Annotated in this window: 19 protein-coding genes; 16 read left to right on the top strand and 3 right to left on the bottom strand. The window is 63.1% G+C overall.

Annotation, left to right across the window (positions count from 1 at the left end; all coding sequences use genetic code 11):
- The first annotated feature begins 140 nt into the window (after positions 1-140).
- The 6 genes from ACVRRC_RS18560 to ACVRRC_RS18535 all read left to right on the top strand — a co-directional run bounded on the left by ACVRRC_RS18560 (position 141) and on the right by ACVRRC_RS18535 (position 3,887).
- Positions 141-467 (top strand): PA4575 family protein, encoded by a 327-nt coding sequence (locus tag ACVRRC_RS18560; RefSeq protein WP_020306572.1) that lies wholly within the window; start codon positions 141-143, stop codon positions 465-467.
- Positions 468-621: 154 nt separating this feature from the next.
- Positions 622-1,110: a TIGR00645 family protein gene (locus ACVRRC_RS18555; protein WP_011912140.1), complete on the top strand. Its 489-nt coding sequence runs from the start codon at positions 622-624 to the stop codon at positions 1,108-1,110.
- A gap of 86 nt (positions 1,111-1,196) precedes the next feature.
- Positions 1,197-1,502, top strand: coding sequence for a DUF6482 family protein (locus ACVRRC_RS18550; protein ID WP_013981859.1), 306 nt, complete (start codon positions 1,197-1,199; stop codon positions 1,500-1,502).
- A gap of 34 nt (positions 1,503-1,536) precedes the next feature.
- The gene (locus ACVRRC_RS18545; RefSeq protein ID WP_472997345.1) at positions 1,537-3,072 is read left to right on the top strand and encodes a cryptochrome/photolyase family protein; all 1,536 of its coding nucleotides are present in this window, start codon (positions 1,537-1,539) and stop codon (positions 3,070-3,072) included.
- The gene (locus ACVRRC_RS18540) at positions 3,069-3,197 is read left to right on the top strand and encodes a DUF2256 domain-containing protein (protein WP_020306566.1); all 129 of its coding nucleotides are present in this window, start codon (positions 3,069-3,071) and stop codon (positions 3,195-3,197) included. Before ACVRRC_RS18545 ends, ACVRRC_RS18540 begins: the two co-directional genes overlap by 4 nt.
- 72 nt (positions 3,198-3,269) lie before the next feature.
- Positions 3,270-3,887, top strand: a complete 618-nt coding sequence (locus ACVRRC_RS18535; RefSeq protein WP_472997344.1) for an FKBP-type peptidyl-prolyl cis-trans isomerase — start codon at positions 3,270-3,272, stop codon at positions 3,885-3,887.
- Between the two features lie 110 nt (positions 3,888-3,997).
- Here the strand turns inward: ACVRRC_RS18535 and ACVRRC_RS18530 are convergent, their stop codons facing one another.
- Positions 3,998-4,225 (bottom strand): PA4570 family protein, encoded by a 228-nt coding sequence (locus tag ACVRRC_RS18530; RefSeq protein ID WP_003281581.1) that lies wholly within the window; start codon positions 4,223-4,225, stop codon positions 3,998-4,000.
- 143 nt (positions 4,226-4,368) lie between these two features.
- Positions 4,369-5,337 (bottom strand): polyprenyl synthetase family protein, encoded by a 969-nt coding sequence (locus tag ACVRRC_RS18525; protein ID WP_061374029.1) that lies wholly within the window; start codon positions 5,335-5,337, stop codon positions 4,369-4,371.
- Positions 5,338-5,578: 241 nt separating this feature from the next.
- Between ACVRRC_RS18525 and rplU the strand changes: the two genes are divergently transcribed.
- The 5 genes from rplU (at position 5,579) to ACVRRC_RS18500 (ending at position 9,256) form a co-directional block, all read left to right on the top strand.
- Positions 5,579-5,890: a 50S ribosomal protein L21 gene (rplU, locus tag ACVRRC_RS18520; RefSeq protein WP_013981863.1), complete on the top strand. Its 312-nt coding sequence runs from the start codon at positions 5,579-5,581 to the stop codon at positions 5,888-5,890.
- 35 nt (positions 5,891-5,925) lie between these two features.
- Complete coding sequence (gene rpmA, locus ACVRRC_RS18515) at positions 5,926-6,183, top strand: 50S ribosomal protein L27 (protein ID WP_011912146.1); 258 nt, start codon at positions 5,926-5,928, stop codon at positions 6,181-6,183.
- A 157-nt stretch (positions 6,184-6,340) separates the two neighbouring features.
- On the top strand, positions 6,341-7,558 hold the full coding sequence (gene cgtA, locus ACVRRC_RS18510) for an Obg family GTPase CgtA (protein ID WP_013981864.1): 1,218 nt from the start codon (positions 6,341-6,343) through the stop codon (positions 7,556-7,558).
- A 106-nt stretch (positions 7,559-7,664) separates the two neighbouring features.
- Positions 7,665-8,783 carry a glutamate 5-kinase gene (gene proB / locus ACVRRC_RS18505; protein WP_019406341.1) on the top strand — a complete coding sequence of 373 codons (1,119 nt, stop codon included), beginning with the start codon at positions 7,665-7,667 and terminating at the stop codon, positions 8,781-8,783.
- An 8-nt stretch (positions 8,784-8,791) separates the two neighbouring features.
- The gene (locus ACVRRC_RS18500) at positions 8,792-9,256 is read left to right on the top strand and encodes a CreA family protein (protein ID WP_014595902.1); all 465 of its coding nucleotides are present in this window, start codon (positions 8,792-8,794) and stop codon (positions 9,254-9,256) included.
- A gap of 89 nt (positions 9,257-9,345) precedes the next feature.
- On the opposite strand, the gene rpsT is transcribed toward ACVRRC_RS18500, so the two are convergent.
- The gene (rpsT, locus tag ACVRRC_RS18495; protein ID WP_003288018.1) at positions 9,346-9,624 is read right to left on the bottom strand and encodes a 30S ribosomal protein S20; all 279 of its coding nucleotides are present in this window, start codon (positions 9,622-9,624) and stop codon (positions 9,346-9,348) included.
- A 221-nt stretch (positions 9,625-9,845) separates the two neighbouring features.
- On the opposite strand from rpsT, the gene murJ reads away from it, so the two are divergent.
- From murJ to ACVRRC_RS18470, 5 genes are all read left to right on the top strand, one after another.
- Positions 9,846-11,393, top strand: a complete 1,548-nt coding sequence (gene murJ, locus ACVRRC_RS18490; protein WP_472997343.1) for a murein biosynthesis integral membrane protein MurJ — start codon at positions 9,846-9,848, stop codon at positions 11,391-11,393.
- A gap of 84 nt (positions 11,394-11,477) precedes the next feature.
- Positions 11,478-12,428, top strand: coding sequence for a bifunctional riboflavin kinase/FAD synthetase (gene ribF / locus ACVRRC_RS18485; protein WP_472997342.1), 951 nt, complete (start codon positions 11,478-11,480; stop codon positions 12,426-12,428).
- 1 nt (position 12,429) lies between these two features.
- Complete coding sequence (ileS, locus tag ACVRRC_RS18480; RefSeq protein ID WP_472997340.1) at positions 12,430-15,261, top strand: isoleucine--tRNA ligase; 2,832 nt, start codon at positions 12,430-12,432, stop codon at positions 15,259-15,261.
- A gap of 111 nt (positions 15,262-15,372) precedes the next feature.
- Entirely contained in the window at positions 15,373-15,876 is a 504-nt protein-coding gene (gene lspA, locus ACVRRC_RS18475; RefSeq protein WP_014595905.1) for a signal peptidase II, read from the top strand.
- Positions 15,869-16,306: an FKBP-type peptidyl-prolyl cis-trans isomerase gene (locus ACVRRC_RS18470; RefSeq protein WP_014595906.1), complete on the top strand. Its 438-nt coding sequence runs from the start codon at positions 15,869-15,871 to the stop codon at positions 16,304-16,306. Before lspA ends, ACVRRC_RS18470 begins: the two co-directional genes overlap by 8 nt.
- Positions 16,307-16,365: the final 59 nt, after the last annotated feature.

The raw sequence follows: 16,365 nt of genomic DNA, 5'->3' as shown, positions 1-16,365 counted from the left end.
AGGGCGCGCGGCGGGTCTGCAGTGGAGAAGGGCATGCACCCTTCATTCACAGGATTATCCACAGCTTCAGGGGATAAACAGGCTCTCGCGCTACATCCGTGCAGGATGTTCCGCGTCAGCCCGACGCGAGGATTGCCGTCATGCCGCACAACCTTTGTCTCAACCGCCAGTGCCTGGGCCTGGTTACCCGTATCGAATGTGCCATCCGCCCCCTCGCTGGCGGCAATGGCCTATGGACGCTGCTCTGCGCCGCTGGGCTGGCCGATGGTCAGCCTACCGCGATCAAGGTTCAGGGGCCCTTCCACGGGCCGGCCATGGCTGAGTCGGTGCTGCAGGCCATCGCCGACAATCTCGTCGGGCAGGGCTACCGCGAATCGGACGATCCCTCCATCTGGCAGCTGCACATGCAGGCCGAGCTGCGGCGAGTCAATGCCAACCAGGGGCGCTTCCTCAGCGGCTGGGAATGATCGTCACAGCATCATCGATGTGCGGCCTTCTGGCGCTGACCTGCCGGTGACGGCCCGGCTCTGTCCTGCCGCCACGATGACCCTTTGCCTGCCTTGGTCCGCTCGACCCTGCTGCGTATACTCGCGCCTCGTTCAATTACCGCTGTGAGACCTCATGGAACGCATTCTCGAGAACGCCATGTATGCCGCTCGCTGGCTGCTGGCGCCCATCTATTTCGGTCTGGCATTTGCGCTGCTGGCCCTGGCGATCAAGTTCTTTCAGGAGATATTCCATATCCTGCCGATGATCCTCTCCATCAGCGAGGCGGATCTGGTGCTGACCCTGCTGTCGCTGATCGACATGGCGCTGGTCGGCGGGCTGCTGGTGATGGTGATGATCTCCGGCTACGAGAATTTCGTTTCGCAATTGGACGTGGACGAGGGCAAGGAAAAGCTCGACTGGCTCGGCAAGATGGATTCCAGCTCGCTGAAGCTCAAGGTCGCCGCCTCCATCGTAGCGATTTCCTCGATCCACCTGCTTCGCATGTTCATGGACGTACAGCAGATCGATAGCGAAAAGCTGATGTGGTACGTGATCATCCACCTCACCTTCGTGGTGTCGGCCTTTGCCATGGGTTACATGGACAAGATCACCAAGCACTGACACCTCACCTGCGGCAGTCATCGGAAAAGCTGTACAGAATTATTGTTTGTTCAATATTCTGTATCGTTATTTCCTGAGTACTTGCCATGAACCTGAGCGACCTCGCCCGGCATGCCAATGCGGGGCGTATCGATGCCCTCGAGCTGATTTCCCTTGAGGGCGGCATCTATATCCTCGACATCTATCTGCAAGGCCAGCGACACGCGCTGGTCGACGAGCGCGGCAGCGTTTGCCATCTGCGCTCGGTCGAGCACGCGCGCGACCTGCTGCGCGACCTTCCCGAGCTGCCATTCCATCTGGTGCAGCAGTCCCCTTATGACGAGATGTGCGGCCTGGCGGATGGCGTTCGCGAGCCGCTGCGCGTACCCATCGGCATGCGTTCGCAGTGGTGAGACTCGCCAGGGCGTGTGCTGAAGGCGCTTCGCTGTGAGCGTAGCGGCGCTGCGGCTGGTGCTGGGGGACCAGCTGAGCTTCGAGCTGTCCGCCCTCGAAGGTCTTGATGTGGCGCGTGACCGGGTGCTGCTCGCGGAAGTGGCGGAGGAGGCAGGTCACGTTCCGCATCATCCGCAGAAGATCGCCTTCATATTCAGCGCCATGCGCCACTTTGCCGAGGCACTGCGGCTGCGCGGCGTGGCGGTGGACTATGTACGGCTCGACGATCCGGCCAACAGTGGCTCGCTGGCCGGCGAGCTGCTCCGTTTCGCGACGCTGCATCGGCCACGATCGATTCATGTCACCGAGGCCGGCGACTGGCGCGTCGAGCAGACGCTCAACGGTTGCGGCCTGCCAATCACCTGGCATGCCGATCGGCGTTTCATCTGCTCGCGCAGCGAGTTCGCGCGTTGGGCACAGGGCAAGTCGCAGTTGCGCATGGAGTTCTTCTACCGCGAGATGCGGCGTCGAACCGGGTTGCTGCTGAATCCGGATGGCTCACCGGAGGGTGGTGTCTGGAATCTCGACGCCGACAATCGCAAGGCGCTGCCGCGCGGGTTACATGGCCCGATCAGGCTGTCCTTTACGGCCGATGCCATTACCCGTGAAGTGCTGACACTGGTGAGCTCACGTTTCGCCCATCACTACGGCGGCCTGGATGGCTTCGATTACCCGGTGACCCACGCCGAGGCCGAGCGGCTCTGGTTGAATTTCCTCGATTTCGGGCTGGCGGCCTTCGGCGACTATCAGGACACCATGGCCAGCGGAGAGCCTTTCCTCTTTCATGCCCGCATCGGAGCGGCGCTCAACGTCGGACTGCTCGACCTGCGGCGACTGTGCGCCGATGTCGAGGCGGCCTATCGAAAGGGGCACGTGGCGCTGAACGCGGCCGAGGGCTTCATTCGTCAGCTGATCGGCTGGCGCGAGTACGTGCGCGGCATCTACTGGCTGCAGATGCCCGACTATGCGCGGCGCAACGCTTTCGGCAACGACCGGCCACTGCCGGAGTTCTACTGGACCGGCCGCACGCGGATGAACTGCATGCGCCAGGTAATCGGGCAGACGCTCGAACTCGCTTATGCGCATCATATTCAGCGGCTGATGGTGACGGGCAACTTCGCCCTGCTCGCGGGTATCGCGCCGCCGGCGCTGTGCGACTGGTACCTGGCCGTGTACATGGATGCCTTCGAGTGGGTGGAGCTGCCCAACGTGCTGGGCATGGTGCTGCACGCCGACGGTGGTTACCTGGGGTCCAAGCCTTACTGCGCGAGCGGCCAGTACATCAAGCGGATGTCCGATTACTGCCAGGGTTGCTCATACAGCGTGGCCGAGAGCACGACGGAGAATGCCTGTCCGTTCAACGCGCTGTACTGGCATTTCCTGATGCGCCACCGTGAGCGGCTGCAGGGCAATCCACGAATGACCATGGTCTATCGCAACCTGACCCGCATGGACGAGGCCAGGCAGCAAGCGCTCTGGCAGCGTGGCGAGGCGCTGCTGGCACGGCTGGATGCTGGGGATTCCTTGTGAGAAGGAAGGCCGACCTGCCATCGAAGGTTTGTGCCCGCTGCGGCCTGCCGTTCACCTGGCGCAGGAAGTGGGCGCGCTGCTGGGATGAAGTGCGTTACTGCTCGCAGCGCTGCCGGGGCAGGTGAGCCACGCTGCGACGACTCCGGCTGTTCGGCTGTGCTAGTCTGGCCGACCTTTTTACCTGACCGGAGCCCGGCATGACCGAACTCAATCTCTCCACCGACGAAACCCGCGTCAGCTACGGCATTGGCCGTCAGCTGGGTGATCAGCTGCGTGACAACCCGCCGCCGGGTGTCAGCCTCGACGCGGTGATCGCCGGTATTCGTGACGCGTTCGCCGGTGCTGCCAGCCAGGTCAGCCCCGAGGCGCTGAATGCCAGCTTCGCGGTGATCCGCCAGCGCATGCAGGTCGAAGCTCAGCAGAAGGCCGAGGCCGCCGCTGCCGAAGGCCGTGCCTTCCTCGCCGAAAACGCCAAGCGCGACGGCGTGGTGGTGCTGGAATCCGGTCTGCAGTATGAAGTGCTGTCCGCAGGCGACGGGGCCAAGCCGACCCGCGAAGACAGCGTGCGGACCCACTACCACGGCACCCTGATCGACGGCAGCGTGTTTGACAGCTCCTACCAGCGCGGCCAGCCGGCCGAGTTCCCGGTCGGAGGCGTCATCGCCGGCTGGACCGAGGCGCTGCAGCTGATGAATGCCGGTAGCAAATGGCGCCTCTATGTGCCGAGCGAACTGGCCTATGGTGCGCAGAGCGTCGGTAGCATCCCGCCGCACAGTACGCTGGTGTTCGACGTCGAACTGCTGGACGTGCTCTGACGCGGTTGCGCTCGACGGTCTCTCGGCAGCTGTCGCGCAATGCGCGGCGGCGCTGACCACGGGACGCGCGTGTTTCCAACCGCGGTGCGCGCGTTCAGGCCTTGATCGGCTCAGGGGCGCAATGCCCGGGCATAGCTGAACAGAAACAGATTGCGGATCTGCTCCTTGAGCACGCAGGGCTCGTTCGTGCTGAGCTCCTGCAGGTCGAGATCGCCCTGCTCGCGCAGCTCCTCCAGCGCCTCTCCTTCCAGTGAAACGCACACCGCGCCGGTGTTGCGGTCGAGTATCCGCAGGTAGGGTTGCGGCCGGTCCAGCCAGGCATCGATCAGATAGGTCATGCGGCACCTCCCATTCAGTTTGTTAATGAGAATAATTGTTATTTGCAAATATGCAAGCGCAATTATTCACCGCTCATGCGAGCGGAGGGAGGGGCTTGATAGGAGGGCGAGCTGCGCGCTTGGCGCAGCGTCAAGAAGGGTGATCAATGCGTGCGGGCTACCGCGAAGCGGCAAAGCTGGACCAGTGCGTCGCGATACTGATTGGCCGGAATGACTTCGAGGCAGGCGATGGCGCGTTCGGCATAGTCGCGGGCGAGCTTGGCGGTGTAGTCCAGGGCGCCGGACGCCTCGACTGCGCTGCGGATGCTCTCCAGATCTTCCAGTCCGCCTTTCTGGATGGCCTTGCGCACTAGGGCAGCCTGTTCGGCGGAGCCTTCGCGCATCGTGTAGATCAGCGGTAGCGTGGGTTTGCCTTCGGCGAGGTCATCGCCAACGTTCTTGCCGAGGGTTTCGGCATCGCCCTGGTAGTCGAGCAGATCATCCACCAACTGGAACGCGATGCCGAGGTGGTCGCCGAAGGTACGCAGCGCCTCGCGCTGCTGCTCGCTGGCGCCGGCCAGGGTGGCGGCACTGTGCGTCGAGGCCTCGAAGAGCATCGCGGTCTTGCCACGGATGACTTCCATGTAGATCTCTTCGGTGGTGCTGGCGTCGCGAACCTTCGACAACTGCAGCACTTCGCCTTCGGCGATGACCCGGGTCGCTTGGGAAATGATGCGCATGACGGGCATCGAATCCAGCTCGACCATCATCTCGAACGAGCGCGCATATAGAAAGTCGCCAACCAGCACGCTGGGCGCGTTGCCCCATAGCGCATTGGCGGTGGAGCGGCCACGACGCATGCCGGACATATCGACGACGTCGTCATGCAGCAGCGTGGAGGTGTGGAGGAATTCGATGATGGCGGCGAGTAGGCGCAATTGCTCGCCCTGATGACCCAGCGCGCTGCCGCTCAGCAGCACCAGCAGCGGGCGCAGGCGTTTGCCGCCGGCCGAAGTGATGTAATCCCCGATCTTTTCCACCAGAGGAACGCGCGAAGTCAGCTGCTTGCGGATGATGCCGTCGACAGCGGCAAAATCGTCCGCCACAACTTGATAGAAAGGCTGGGGTTGCATCGGGGACTCCTCGCAGATTGCGCGGCATGCTAGGGGGCGGGTCTGGCACTGTCAAGGCAACGCCCTTTGGCTATTGCGCGGGGTGTGGCGCATGCGTACAATCGCGGACCCTGAACTTCCCCCTGGGCATTTCCCTGCCTTACGCAATTGCACGGGCGTCACCTTCCGGCCCCATGCAGCCATGCCAGCCACTAATCATTCTTTCAAAGCGCTGGGTGAGCAGGATCAACGGAGATACAAGATGTACGCAGTTATCGTAACCGGCGGCAAGCAATACAAGGTTGCCGAAGGCGAATACCTCAAGATTGAAAAACTCGAAGTTCCGACTGGCGAAGCTGTCACCTTTGACCGCGTTCTGCTGATCGGCAACGGCGACGATGTGAAGATCGGCGCTCCGGTGGTCGATGGTGCCAAAGTCACCGCTGAAGTGGTTGCCCAGGGCCGCCACGACAAAGTGACCATCATCAAGTTCCGCCGTCGTAAGCACCACATGAAGCGTCAGGGCCACCGTCAGTGGTTCACTGAGGTCAAAATCACCGGTATTCAGGGCTAATCGGGCCTGAATCCCCATATAGGAGTATTGAACTCATGGCACACAAAAAAGCTGGCGGTTCTACCCGCAACGGTCGCGACTCAGAAGCCAAACGACTTGGCGTGAAGATGTACGGCGGCCAGGCCATCAAGGCCGGCAACATCATCGTGCGTCAGCGCGGCACCCAGTTCCACGCAGGTTATGGCGTTGGCATGGGCAAGGACCACACCCTCTTCGCCAAGGTCGAAGGCGTGGTCAAGTTCGAAGTGAAGGGCGCTTTTGGCCGTCGCTACGTGAGCGTCGTCGCAGCCTAACTGCGGCGTTGCTGGAAAAGCCCTGTCATGCGACGGGGCTTTTTTGTTTCTGTATCCTGTGAGGCTCTTGCCGAGAACCGCTTGGCGATCGTCCGGTTTTTCGCAAGGTCCTTACGTTCTTGTTTCTTAAGCCCGTCCTGCGACGGGAGGCGTTCCCATGAAATTCGTCGATGAAGTATCGATTTTTGTAAAGGCCGGCGACGGCGGTAACGGCATGATGAGCTTCCGTCGCGAGAAGTTCATCGAAAAGGGTGGCCCCAACGGCGGTGATGGTGGTGACGGCGGCTCGGTGTATCTCGAGGCTGACGAGAACCTCAATACGCTGGTGGACTATCGCTATACCCGGCGCTTCCAAGCGCAGAACGGGCAGAAGGGCGGCAGCACCGATTGCACTGGCGCCAAAGGCGAAGACCTTATCCTGCCGGTGCCGGTAGGTACGACGGTCATCGATGCAGCGACCCAGGAAATCATGGGCGACCTGACCAAGGCCGGTCAGCGACTGCTGGTGGCGCAGGGTGGCTGGCACGGGCTCGGCAATACGCGTTTCAAGTCCAGCACCAACCGCGCGCCGCGGCAGACAACGCCAGGCAAGCCAGGCGATGCGCGCGACCTCAAGCTGGAGCTGAAGGTGCTGGCAGACGTCGGTCTGCTCGGATTGCCGAATGCCGGCAAGAGTACCTTCATTCGCTCGGTGTCGGCGGCCAAGCCGAAGGTGGCCGACTATCCGTTCACCACGCTGGTGCCGAACCTCGGCGTGGTCAGCGTGGGTCGCTACAAGAGCTTCGTGATCGCCGATATCCCGGGGCTGATCGAGGGTGCCTCGGAAGGTGCCGGGCTCGGCATTCGCTTCCTCAAGCATCTGGCGCGTACCCGTCTGCTGCTGCATCTGGTCGATATGGCGCCGCTGGACGGCAGTGACCCTGCCGATGCCGCCGAGGTGATTCTGCACGAGCTGGAGAAGTTCAGTCCGGCGCTGACGCAGCGTGATCGCTGGCTGGTGCTGAACAAGGCCGATCAGCTGCTTGAAGAGGAGCGCGAAGAGCGCGTCCGGCAGGTGGTCGAGCGGCTGGACTGGAAAGGGCCGGTGTTCGTCATCTCCGCGCTGGAGAGCGAGGGTACCGAGGCGCTCAGTCAGGCGATCATGCGTTACCTGGACGAGCGCGCCGTGCGTATCGCCGAGGAGCCGGAGTATGCCGAGGCGCTTGCCGAGCTGGATCGGCAGATCGAGGACGAGGCGCGGGCTCGGCTGCAGGAGCTCGATGATCAGCGGGCGCTGCGTCGTGCTGGCGTCAAGTCGGTCGAGGAGGCGGATGATGATGACTTCGACGACGATGATGATGACGAGGGCGGCGCCGAGATCATCTACGTTCGCTGAGGCGAGCGTCGGGCCGCTGTGAGGCCTGGTTCAGGCGGGTGGTCGGCGGGCTGGCTCGTGCGCAGCCCGATCCGGAAGTGTTTTGGCCGAATGGAAGGCGGGAACGATGCGGGACAAGGTGAGCGGCGCGCGGCGCTGGGTGGTGAAGATTGGCAGTGCGCTGCTGACCGCCGACGGTCGAGGGCTCGATCAGGCGGCGATGGCTGTCTGGGTCGACCAGATGGTGGCGCTGCGGGCGGCGGGCGTCGAGCTGGTGTTGGTCTCGTCCGGTGCGGTGGCTGCCGGCATGAGTCGTCTCGGCTGGGCTTCGCGCCCCAAGGCGGTGCACGAACTTCAGGCTGCCGCTGCGGTGGGCCAGATGGGGTTGATCCGTGCCTGGGAGTCTAGCTTCGCGCGCTGCGATCAGCAGACCGCGCAGATTCTGGTCACCCATGACGATCTGTCCGATCGCAAGCGCTACCTCAATGCGCGCAGCACGTTGCGCACGCTCATCGATCTCGGCGTGGTGCCGGTCATCAATGAGAACGACACGGTTGTCACCGACGAGATCCGCTTCGGTGACAACGATACCCTGGCCGCGCTGGTTGCCAACCTGGTCGAGGCCGACCTGCTGGTAATCCTCACCGATCGCGATGGCATGTTCGATGCCGATCCGCGTCATAACCCCGAAGCCAATCTGATCAGCGAGGCGCGTGCCGACGACCCAGCGCTGGACGCGGTCGCAGGCGGCACCGGTGGCGCCCTGGGGCGCGGCGGCATGCAGACGAAGCTCCGGGCGGCGCGCCTCGCTGCGCGTTCCGGTGCGCACACGGTGATCGTCGGTGGGCGCATCGAGCAGGTGCTGTCGCGCCTCAAGGCGGGCGAGCGGCTGGGTACCCTGCTGGCGCCTGAATGCAATCGGCATGCGGCTCGCAAGCAATGGCTGGCCGGGCATCTGCAGACGCGTGGCACGCTGACCCTGGATGAAGGGGCGGTGCTGGCCTTGCGTCAGGGCAACCGCAGCCTGCTGCCGGTCGGCGTGCGTGCGGTGCAGGGCGCGTTCCGCCGTGGCGAGATGGTGGTCTGCGTCGGTCCGCAGGGCGCCGAGGTGGCGCGCGGGCTGGTGAATTACAGTGCGGCTGAGGCGCAGCGCATTCTCGGGCGGTCATCCGACGAGATCGAAAAGCTGCTGGGCTATGTCGATGAGCCCGAGTTGATCCATCGCGACAACATGATTCTGGTCTGAGGTGTTCCATGCGCTTGGCGATTGCGGCACTGATGGTGGGATTGGCCCTGCCGGGCCTGGCGGCTGCCGAGGAGATCGGTGCGGTCGACACGGTGTTCAAGTGGCTCGGGCCGAATCACAAGATCGTCGTCGAGGCATTCGATGATCCCATGGTCGATGGCGTGACCTGCTATCTGTCGCGGGCCAAGACTGGTGGAATCAAAGGTGGCCTGGGGCTGGCGGAGGATCGCGCGGAGGCCTCCATCGCCTGTCGTCAGGTCGGCCCGATTCGCATCAAGGGCAAGCTCAAGGATGGCGATGTGGTGTTCAAGGAGCGCACGTCGCTGGTGTTCAAGACCATGCAGGTGGTGCGTTTCTTTGACGAGTCGCGCAATGCGCTGGTCTATCTCGTGTACAGCGACCGGGTCATCGAGGGTAGTCCGCAGAATGCTGTGACGGCGATTCCGATTCTGCCCTGGCCAGTGACGCAATAATTGCAGTCGTCTCGATCCGTCGGGGTCAGGCAGAAAAAGCAGACACAAAAAAACCGGCGCTAGGCCGGTTTTTTTACAAGAACCTGCAGTTAGGCTGCAGCAGCTTCGCCGAGGGCCTTGATGTGGCCGTTCAGGCGGCTCTTGTGACGAGCGGCTTTGTTCTTGTGGATGATGCCTTTGTCGGCCATGCGGTCGATGACCGGCACGGCGGCGGTGTAGGCTGCGCGGGCCTTGTCCAGGTCCTTGGCGTCGATGGCCTTGACCACATTCTTGATGTAGGTGCGAACCATGGAGCGCAAGCTGGCGTTGTGGCTGCGACGCTTCTCAGCCTGAATTGCGCGTTTTTTGGCGGAAGGGCTGTTGGCCACCGTCGAACTCCTCGAAAACGTGGGGATTGCAAAGCAAATAAGGCCGCGAATCATGCCGATGCGAAGGGCGCTTGTCAAGCCTGGTCGAATGGCTTGAGAAGCTGGCCGGACAGATGGGCTGAGGCTAAACTCGCCGCCTCATTTCGTGTCGTAACTGGCCATCGATCAGGCCGGCGCAGGGCGCCCGGTCGATCACTCTCGCTGCAACTCTAGGAAGACAAATGTCCGAAAAAATCGGCAAGGGCGGATTGTTGCGCTCCAGCGCCGTGGTCAGTGTCATGACCCTGCTGTCGCGCGTGCTGGGCATGGTACGCGATATGGTGGTCGCCAGCTACTTCGGCTCCGGTGCGGCGGCGGATGCGTTCTTCATCGCGTTCAAGATCCCCAACTTCCTCCGCCGGTTGTTCGCCGAGGGGGCCTTCGCCCAGGCCTTCGTGCCGGTGCTGTCGGAGTACCGCACCAAGCGCACGCTGGCGGACGTCAAGCAGCTGGTGGATCGTACGGCTGGCATGCTGGGGCTCATTCTGGCAGGGCTGACTGCATTGGGCGTGCTGTTCGCGCCCTATGTGGTGATGGTCTTCGCGCCGGGCTTTCATGACGATCCGGCGAAAATGCAGCTGGCCGGCGAGTTGCTGCGCATCACCTTTCCCTATCTGATGCTGATCTCGCTGACGGCCTTCACCTCGGGGGTGCTGAACAGCTACGGCTATTTCGCGGTGCCCGGTTTCACGCCTGTGCTGCTCAACGTCTGCATGATCATGTCGGCGGTGTTCCTGGCCCCCTATTTCGATCAGCCGATCATGGCGCTGGCCTGGGGCGTGTTCATCGCCGGGTTCGCCCAGCTGGCGTTCCAGCTGCCGTATGTCGCCAAGCTGGGGCTGCTGCCCAGGCCACGAGTCAAGCGGGGTGACGAGGGGGTGCGGCGCATCATGCTGTTGATGGTGCCGGCGCTGTTCGGGGTTTCGGTGAGCCAGATCAATCTGCTGCTGGATACCGTGCTGGCGTCCTTCCTGCAAACCGGCAGCGTCTCCTGGCTCTATTACGCCGACCGGCTGTCCGAATTGCCGCTGGGTGCGTTCGGCATCGCCATCGGCACGGTAATTCTACCGAGCCTGTCGCGCCAGCATGCTGGAGAGGATCCCAAGGCGTTCTCGGCGACTCTGGACTGGGCGCTGCGCATGGTGCTGCTGGTGGGCGTACCGGCGGCACTGGCACTGGGCATTCTCGCCGAACCGATGATCGCCAGCCTGTTCTACTACGGCGCCATGAGCGAGGAGGCGGTAGTGCAGTCGGCTCGGGCGCTGCAGGCGTACTCGCTGGGCGTGCTGGCGTTCATGTTGATCAAGGTGCTGGCGCCGGGCTTCTTCGCGCGTCAGGACCTGAAGACGCCGGTGCGTGTCGCCGTGATCTGTATGGTGGCGAACATGGTGATGAACCTGATTCTGATCTGGCCGCTGCAGCACGTCGGCCTGGCGCTGGCGACTTCGCTGTCATCCATGCTTAATGCCGTGCTGCTTTTCTGGGGGCTGTACAAGATCGGCGTCTATCGGCCGGCACCCGGCTGGTGGCTGTTCGGCCTGCGCCTGGCGGCGGCCTGTGCGGCGATGGTGGCGGTGGTCTGGTGGCTGAACGTGCCGGCCCAGGACTGGTTCCAGTGGGGTTGGCAGCAGCGCGCGCTGCAACTGGGCTTGCTGGTCTGTGCCGGCCTGGCGGCATTTGCCGGCGGGCTCTTGCTGACGGGTTTGCGGCCGCGACATTTGCGGCATTGATCGCCACTGTCCGGCCGATGCAAACCTGTCCGCTCGCCATGTCACATGCGTATAATCGGCCACTTTTCAAGCAAGAAGTGCGGTATGCAGCTGGTTCGAGGTCTACACAACCTGCGCCCCCGACATCGGGGCTGCGTCGCCACCATCGGCAATTTCGACGGCGTGCACCGGGGGCATCAGGCCATCCTGGCGCGCTTGCGCGAACGTGCGGCCGAGCTGGGGCTGCCGGGCTGCGTGGTGATCTTCGAGCCGCAACCACGTGAATACTTTTCGCCGGATCGGGCGCCCGCACGGCTGACCCGGCTGCGCGAGAAACTGCAGCTGCTGAGCGAGCAGGGGGTTGATCTGGTGCTGTGCCTGGCCTTCAATCGTCGGCTGCGCGAGCTCAGCGCGGCCGAGTTCGTCCACGCCACACTGGTTGAAGGCCTTGGCGTGCGGCACCTGGAAGTGGGCGACGATTTCCGTTTCGGCTGTGACCGCGCCGGCGACTTCGACTTCCTGCTCAAGGCTGGCGCCGCCGAAGGCTTCAGTGTCGAGGCGGCCACCACCATCGAGGTGGATGGCGAGCGTGTCAGCAGCACGCGGCTGCGCCAGGTACTGGCCGACGGTGATCTGGGCTGTGCCGAGGCATTGCTCGGCAGGCCCTTCGCGATCACCGGGCGGGTCATGCATGGGCAGAAACTCGGTCGCCAGCTGGGCGCGCCGACTGCCAATGTCCAGCTCAAGCGTCGCAACACGCCGCTCAGCGGCGTGTTCGTCGTGACACTCGAGGTAGAGGGCAATGTGTTCGCCGGCGTGGCCAACATCGGCATGCGGCCTACGGTCGAAAGCGACGGCCAGCCCCATCTGGAGGTCCATCTGCTCGATTACCAGGGTGACCTGTATGGCCGTCTGGTGCAGGTGACCTTTCATCGCAAGCTGCGCGACGAGCAGCGCTTTGCCTCGCTTGAGGCGCTCAAGACGGCGATCGATGCGGACATCGCCGCTGCCCGTGATTACTGGCGGGCTTCATCCCTTATGACGAGTCAGGACTGAAATGACCGATTACAAAGCGACCCTCAATCTGCCGTCCACGGCATTTCCGATGAAGGCCGGTCTGCCACAGCGCGAGCCGGAGATTCTGCAGCGCTGGAACAGCATCGACCTGTACCGGAAGCTGCGGCAGATCGGCGAGGGACGCCCGAAGTTCATCCTGCACGATGGCCCGCCGTACGCCAACGGCAACATCCACATCGGCCATGCGGTGAACAAGGTCATCAAGGACATGATCGTGCGTTCGCGTACCCTCGCCGGGTTCGACGCACCTTACGTACCGGGTTGGGACTGCCATGGCTTGCCCATCGAGCACAAGGTCGAGACCACCTTCGGCAAGAACCAGCCAGCGGATCTGACCCGCGAGCGTTGCCGCGCCTACGCCGCCGAGCAGATCGAAGGGCAGAAGGCCGACTTCATTCGTCTCGGCGTTTTGGGCGACTGGGACAACCCCTACAAGACCATGGACTTCGCCAACGAGGCCGGGGAAATTCGTGCCCTGGCCAAGATGGTTGAGGGTGGCTTTGTCTTCAAGGGGCTGAAGCCGGTCAACTGGTGCTTCGACTGCGGTTCGGCGCTGGCAGAGGCCGAGGTGGAGTATCAGGACAAGAAATCCGATGCCATCGACGTCGCCTTCGATGTCGAGGACGCCGACAAGCTGGCCGCCGCGTTCGGCCTGGCCAGTCTGGCCAAGCGCGCCAGCATCGTCATCTGGACCACCACGCCCTGGACCATTCCGGCCAACCAGGCGCTGAACGTGCATCCCGAGTTCGTCTATGCGCTGGTGGACACCGGCGAGCGCTTGCTGGTGCTGGCCGAAGAACTGGTCGAGTCCTGTCTGCAGCGCTATGGCCTGGCCGGTGAAATCATCGCCCGTTGCGAAGGCAAGGCGCTGGAGCTGATCCGCTTCCGTCATCCGTTCTACGAGCGCTTCGCTCCGGTCTATCTGGCCGACTACGTGGAAACCGGTGCCGGTACCGGTATCGTCCATTCGGCGCCCGCATACGGCGAGGACGACTTCCGCTCCTGCAAGCACTACGGGATGGAGAATGACGACATTCTCGGCCCGGTGCAGAGCAACGGCGTCTATGTCTCGGATCTGCCGTTCTTTGGCGGCCAGTTCATCTGGAAGGCTAATCCGGTGATCGTCGAAAAGCTCGCCGAGGTGGGTGCGCTGCTCAAGCACGAGTCGATCCAGCACAGCTACATGCACTGCTGGCGGCACAAGACGCCGCTGATCTACCGCGCCACGGCGCAGTGGTTCGTCGTCATGGACAAGGTTGCCCATGACGGCAGTTCGCTGCGTCGTCGTGCACTGGACGCCATCGAGCAGACCGAGTTCGTCCCGGCCTGGGGGCAGGCGCGCCTGCACGGCATGATCGCCGGACGCCCGGACTGGTGCATCTCGCGCCAGCGCACCTGGGGCGTGCCGATCCCGTTCTTCCTGCACAAGGAAAGCGGCGAACTGCACCCGCGCACCGTCGAGCTGATGGAGCAGGTGGCGCAGCGCGTAGAGCAGGGCGGAATCGAGGCCTGGTCGAAGCTGGACGCGGCCGAGCTGCTCGGCGACGAAGCGGCGCAGTACGAGAAGATCACCGATACCCTGGACGTCTGGTTCGATTCCGGCACCACCCACTGGCACGTGATGCGCGGCTCGCACCCCATGGGCCACGAGCAGGGGCCGCGTGCCGACCTCTATCTGGAAGGCTCCGATCAGCATCGCGGCTGGTTCCATTCCTCGCTGCTGACCGGCGCCGCCATCGACGGGCACGCTCCGTACAAGGGGCTGCTCACCCACGGTTTCACCGTGGACGAGAATGGCCGCAAAATGTCCAAGTCCCTCGGCAACGTCATCGCGCCGCAGGAGATCACCGACAGCATGGGGGCCGATATCCTGCGTCTGTGGGTCTCGGCTACCGACTATTCCGGCGAGATGGCGGTTTCCAAGCAGATCCTGCAGCGCAGCGCCGATGCCTATCGACGCATCCGCAACACCGCGCGCTTCCTGCTCTCGAATCTCGACGGTTTCGACCCGGCGCAGCACATGGTGCCGAATGATCAGCTGATTGCGCTGGATCGCTGGGCCATCGACCGTGCGCTGCTGCTGCAGCGCGAGATCGAGGAGGCTTACACCACCTACCGGTTCTGGAACGTTTACCAGAAGGTGCACAACTTCTGCGTGCAGGAGCTGGGCGGCTTCTATCTGGACATCATCAAGGACCGCCAGTACACCACCGGCGCCGACAGTCTGCCGCGGCGTTCCTGCCAGACTGCGCTGTACCACATTGCCGAGGCGCTGGTGCGCTGGATCGCACCGATCCTGGCGTTCACCGCCGAAGAGATCTGGCAGTACCTGCCGGGCGAGCGTAACGAGTCGGTGATGCTCAATACCTGGTACGAAGGGCTTGCCGAGCTGCCGGAAGGCTTCGAGCTCGGTCGCCCGTTCTGGGACAAGGTCATGGAGGTCAAGGCGGCGGTAAACAAGGAGCTGGAGAACCAGCGCAACGCCAAGGCCATCGGCGGTAACCTGCAGGCTGAAGTCACCCTGTATGCCGAGGAGTCGCTGGCTGGCGAGCTGGCTCGTCTTGGTAGTGAACTGCGCTTCGTTCTGATCACTTCGGCGGTAGACATCGCACCATTGGCGCAGGCGCCCGCCGAGGCCGTGGACAGCGAGTTGGCCGGTCTCAAATTGTTGGTCCGCAAGACCGAGCACAGCAAGTGCGGCCGCTGCTGGCACCATTTGCCCGACGTGGGCAGCCATGTCGAACACCCGGAAATCTGTGGACGCTGCGTGGAAAACATCGAAGGCGCCGGTGAGGTCCGTCACTATGCGTGAGTCCGTGCATCCGATCGTAGGCTGGGCTTCAGATCGCCATCACGATGCGGCCTTCACTGCTGCTGGAATGGCGCGCTCTGTGCCGCGCCGTGTTTCAGCGGAGGCCGCTGCATGACGGCGCGTTTCGGCAAGCTTGCCTGGCTTTGGCTGAGCGTATTGGTCATCGCCCTCGATCAGGCCACCAAGCACTGGTTCGAGGCCAATTTCAGCCTGTACCAGAAGGTCGAGGTCATCCCCGACTACTTCGCCTGGACCCTCGCTTACAACACCGGTGCGGCGTTCAGCTTTCTGGCCGACCACAGCGGTTGGCAGCGCTGGCTGTTCGCGGCGATCGCTATTGGCGTGAGCGTCGTGCTGGTGGTCTGGCTCAAGCGCCTGAAGGCCAGCGAAACCTGGCTCGCCGTTGCGTTGGCGTTGGTATTGGGAGGCGCTTTGGGCAACCTCTATGACCGCGTGGTGCTTGGTCACGTGGTCGACTTCATCTTGGTGCATTGGCAGAACCGCTGGTACTTCCCGGCGTTCAACATCGCCGATAGCGCCATTACCGTAGGCGCCGTGATGCTGGCGCTGGATATGTTCAAGGGCAACAAGACCGGAGAATCCGCACATGACTGAACAGCGCATTGGGCCGGACAAGGAAGTCACCCTGCATTTTGCGCTCGGCCTGGAGACGGGCGAGCTGGTCGACAGCACGTTCGACAAGAAACCGGCCACTTTCAAGGTGGGCGATGGCAACTTGCTGCCGGGTTTCGAGCAGCAGCTCTATGGGCTGAAGGCTGGTGACAAGCGCACTCTGCAGATTGCTCCGGAGCAGGGCTTCGGCCAGGTCAACCCGCAGAACGTCCAGGTCATGCCGCGCAGCCAGTTCGCCGGGATGGAGCTCTCCGAAGGCTTGATGGTGAGCTTTCAGGACGCGGCCCGCACCGAGCTGCCAGGGGTGGTGAAGGCCTTCGATGACAATCAGGTCACTGTCGACTTCAACCATCCTCTGGCTGGCAAGACCCTGACGTTCGAAGTCGAAATCATCGACGTCAAACCGGTGTAACCGGCTCGCAGTCGGCGGAGGCGTTCGCGTCCGCTGGCTGACGAAGGGCACCCGAGAAA

The organism is Stutzerimonas sp. LR2, assembly GCF_055755175.1.
The sequence above is the reverse complement of the archived record's forward strand: the minus strand, read 5'-3'. Positions and strand labels throughout refer to the sequence as shown.

Bases quoted from the DNA above. Each gene is read 5' to 3' on its own strand.
- proB (WP_019406341.1), top strand. From the start codon at position 7,665: ATGCGGGACAAGGTGAGCGGCGCGCGGCGCTGGGTGGTGAAGATTGGC.
- lspA (WP_014595905.1), top strand. From the start codon at position 15,373: ATGACGGCGCGTTTCGGCAAGCTTGCCTGGCTTTGGCTGAGCGTATTG.
- ACVRRC_RS18525 (WP_061374029.1), bottom strand. From the start codon at position 5,337: ATGCAACCCCAGCCTTTCTATCAAGTTGTGGCGGACGATTTTGCCGCT.
- ACVRRC_RS18560 (WP_020306572.1), top strand. From the start codon at position 141: ATGCCGCACAACCTTTGTCTCAACCGCCAGTGCCTGGGCCTGGTTACC.
- murJ (WP_472997343.1), top strand. From the start codon at position 9,846: ATGTCCGAAAAAATCGGCAAGGGCGGATTGTTGCGCTCCAGCGCCGTG.
- ACVRRC_RS18500 (WP_014595902.1), top strand. From the start codon at position 8,792: ATGCGCTTGGCGATTGCGGCACTGATGGTGGGATTGGCCCTGCCGGGC.
- ACVRRC_RS18535 (WP_472997344.1), top strand. From the start codon at position 3,270: ATGACCGAACTCAATCTCTCCACCGACGAAACCCGCGTCAGCTACGGC.
- ACVRRC_RS18550 (WP_013981859.1), top strand. From the start codon at position 1,197: ATGAACCTGAGCGACCTCGCCCGGCATGCCAATGCGGGGCGTATCGAT.
- ACVRRC_RS18470 (WP_014595906.1), top strand. From the start codon at position 15,869: ATGACTGAACAGCGCATTGGGCCGGACAAGGAAGTCACCCTGCATTTT.
- ACVRRC_RS18530 (WP_003281581.1), bottom strand. From the start codon at position 4,225: ATGACCTATCTGATCGATGCCTGGCTGGACCGGCCGCAACCCTACCTG.
- ACVRRC_RS18555 (WP_011912140.1), top strand. From the start codon at position 622: ATGGAACGCATTCTCGAGAACGCCATGTATGCCGCTCGCTGGCTGCTG.
- rpmA (WP_011912146.1), top strand. From the start codon at position 5,926: ATGGCACACAAAAAAGCTGGCGGTTCTACCCGCAACGGTCGCGACTCA.
- ribF (WP_472997342.1), top strand. From the start codon at position 11,478: ATGCAGCTGGTTCGAGGTCTACACAACCTGCGCCCCCGACATCGGGGC.
- rplU (WP_013981863.1), top strand. From the start codon at position 5,579: ATGTACGCAGTTATCGTAACCGGCGGCAAGCAATACAAGGTTGCCGAA.
- cgtA (WP_013981864.1), top strand. From the start codon at position 6,341: ATGAAATTCGTCGATGAAGTATCGATTTTTGTAAAGGCCGGCGACGGC.
- ileS (WP_472997340.1), top strand. From the start codon at position 12,430: ATGACCGATTACAAAGCGACCCTCAATCTGCCGTCCACGGCATTTCCG.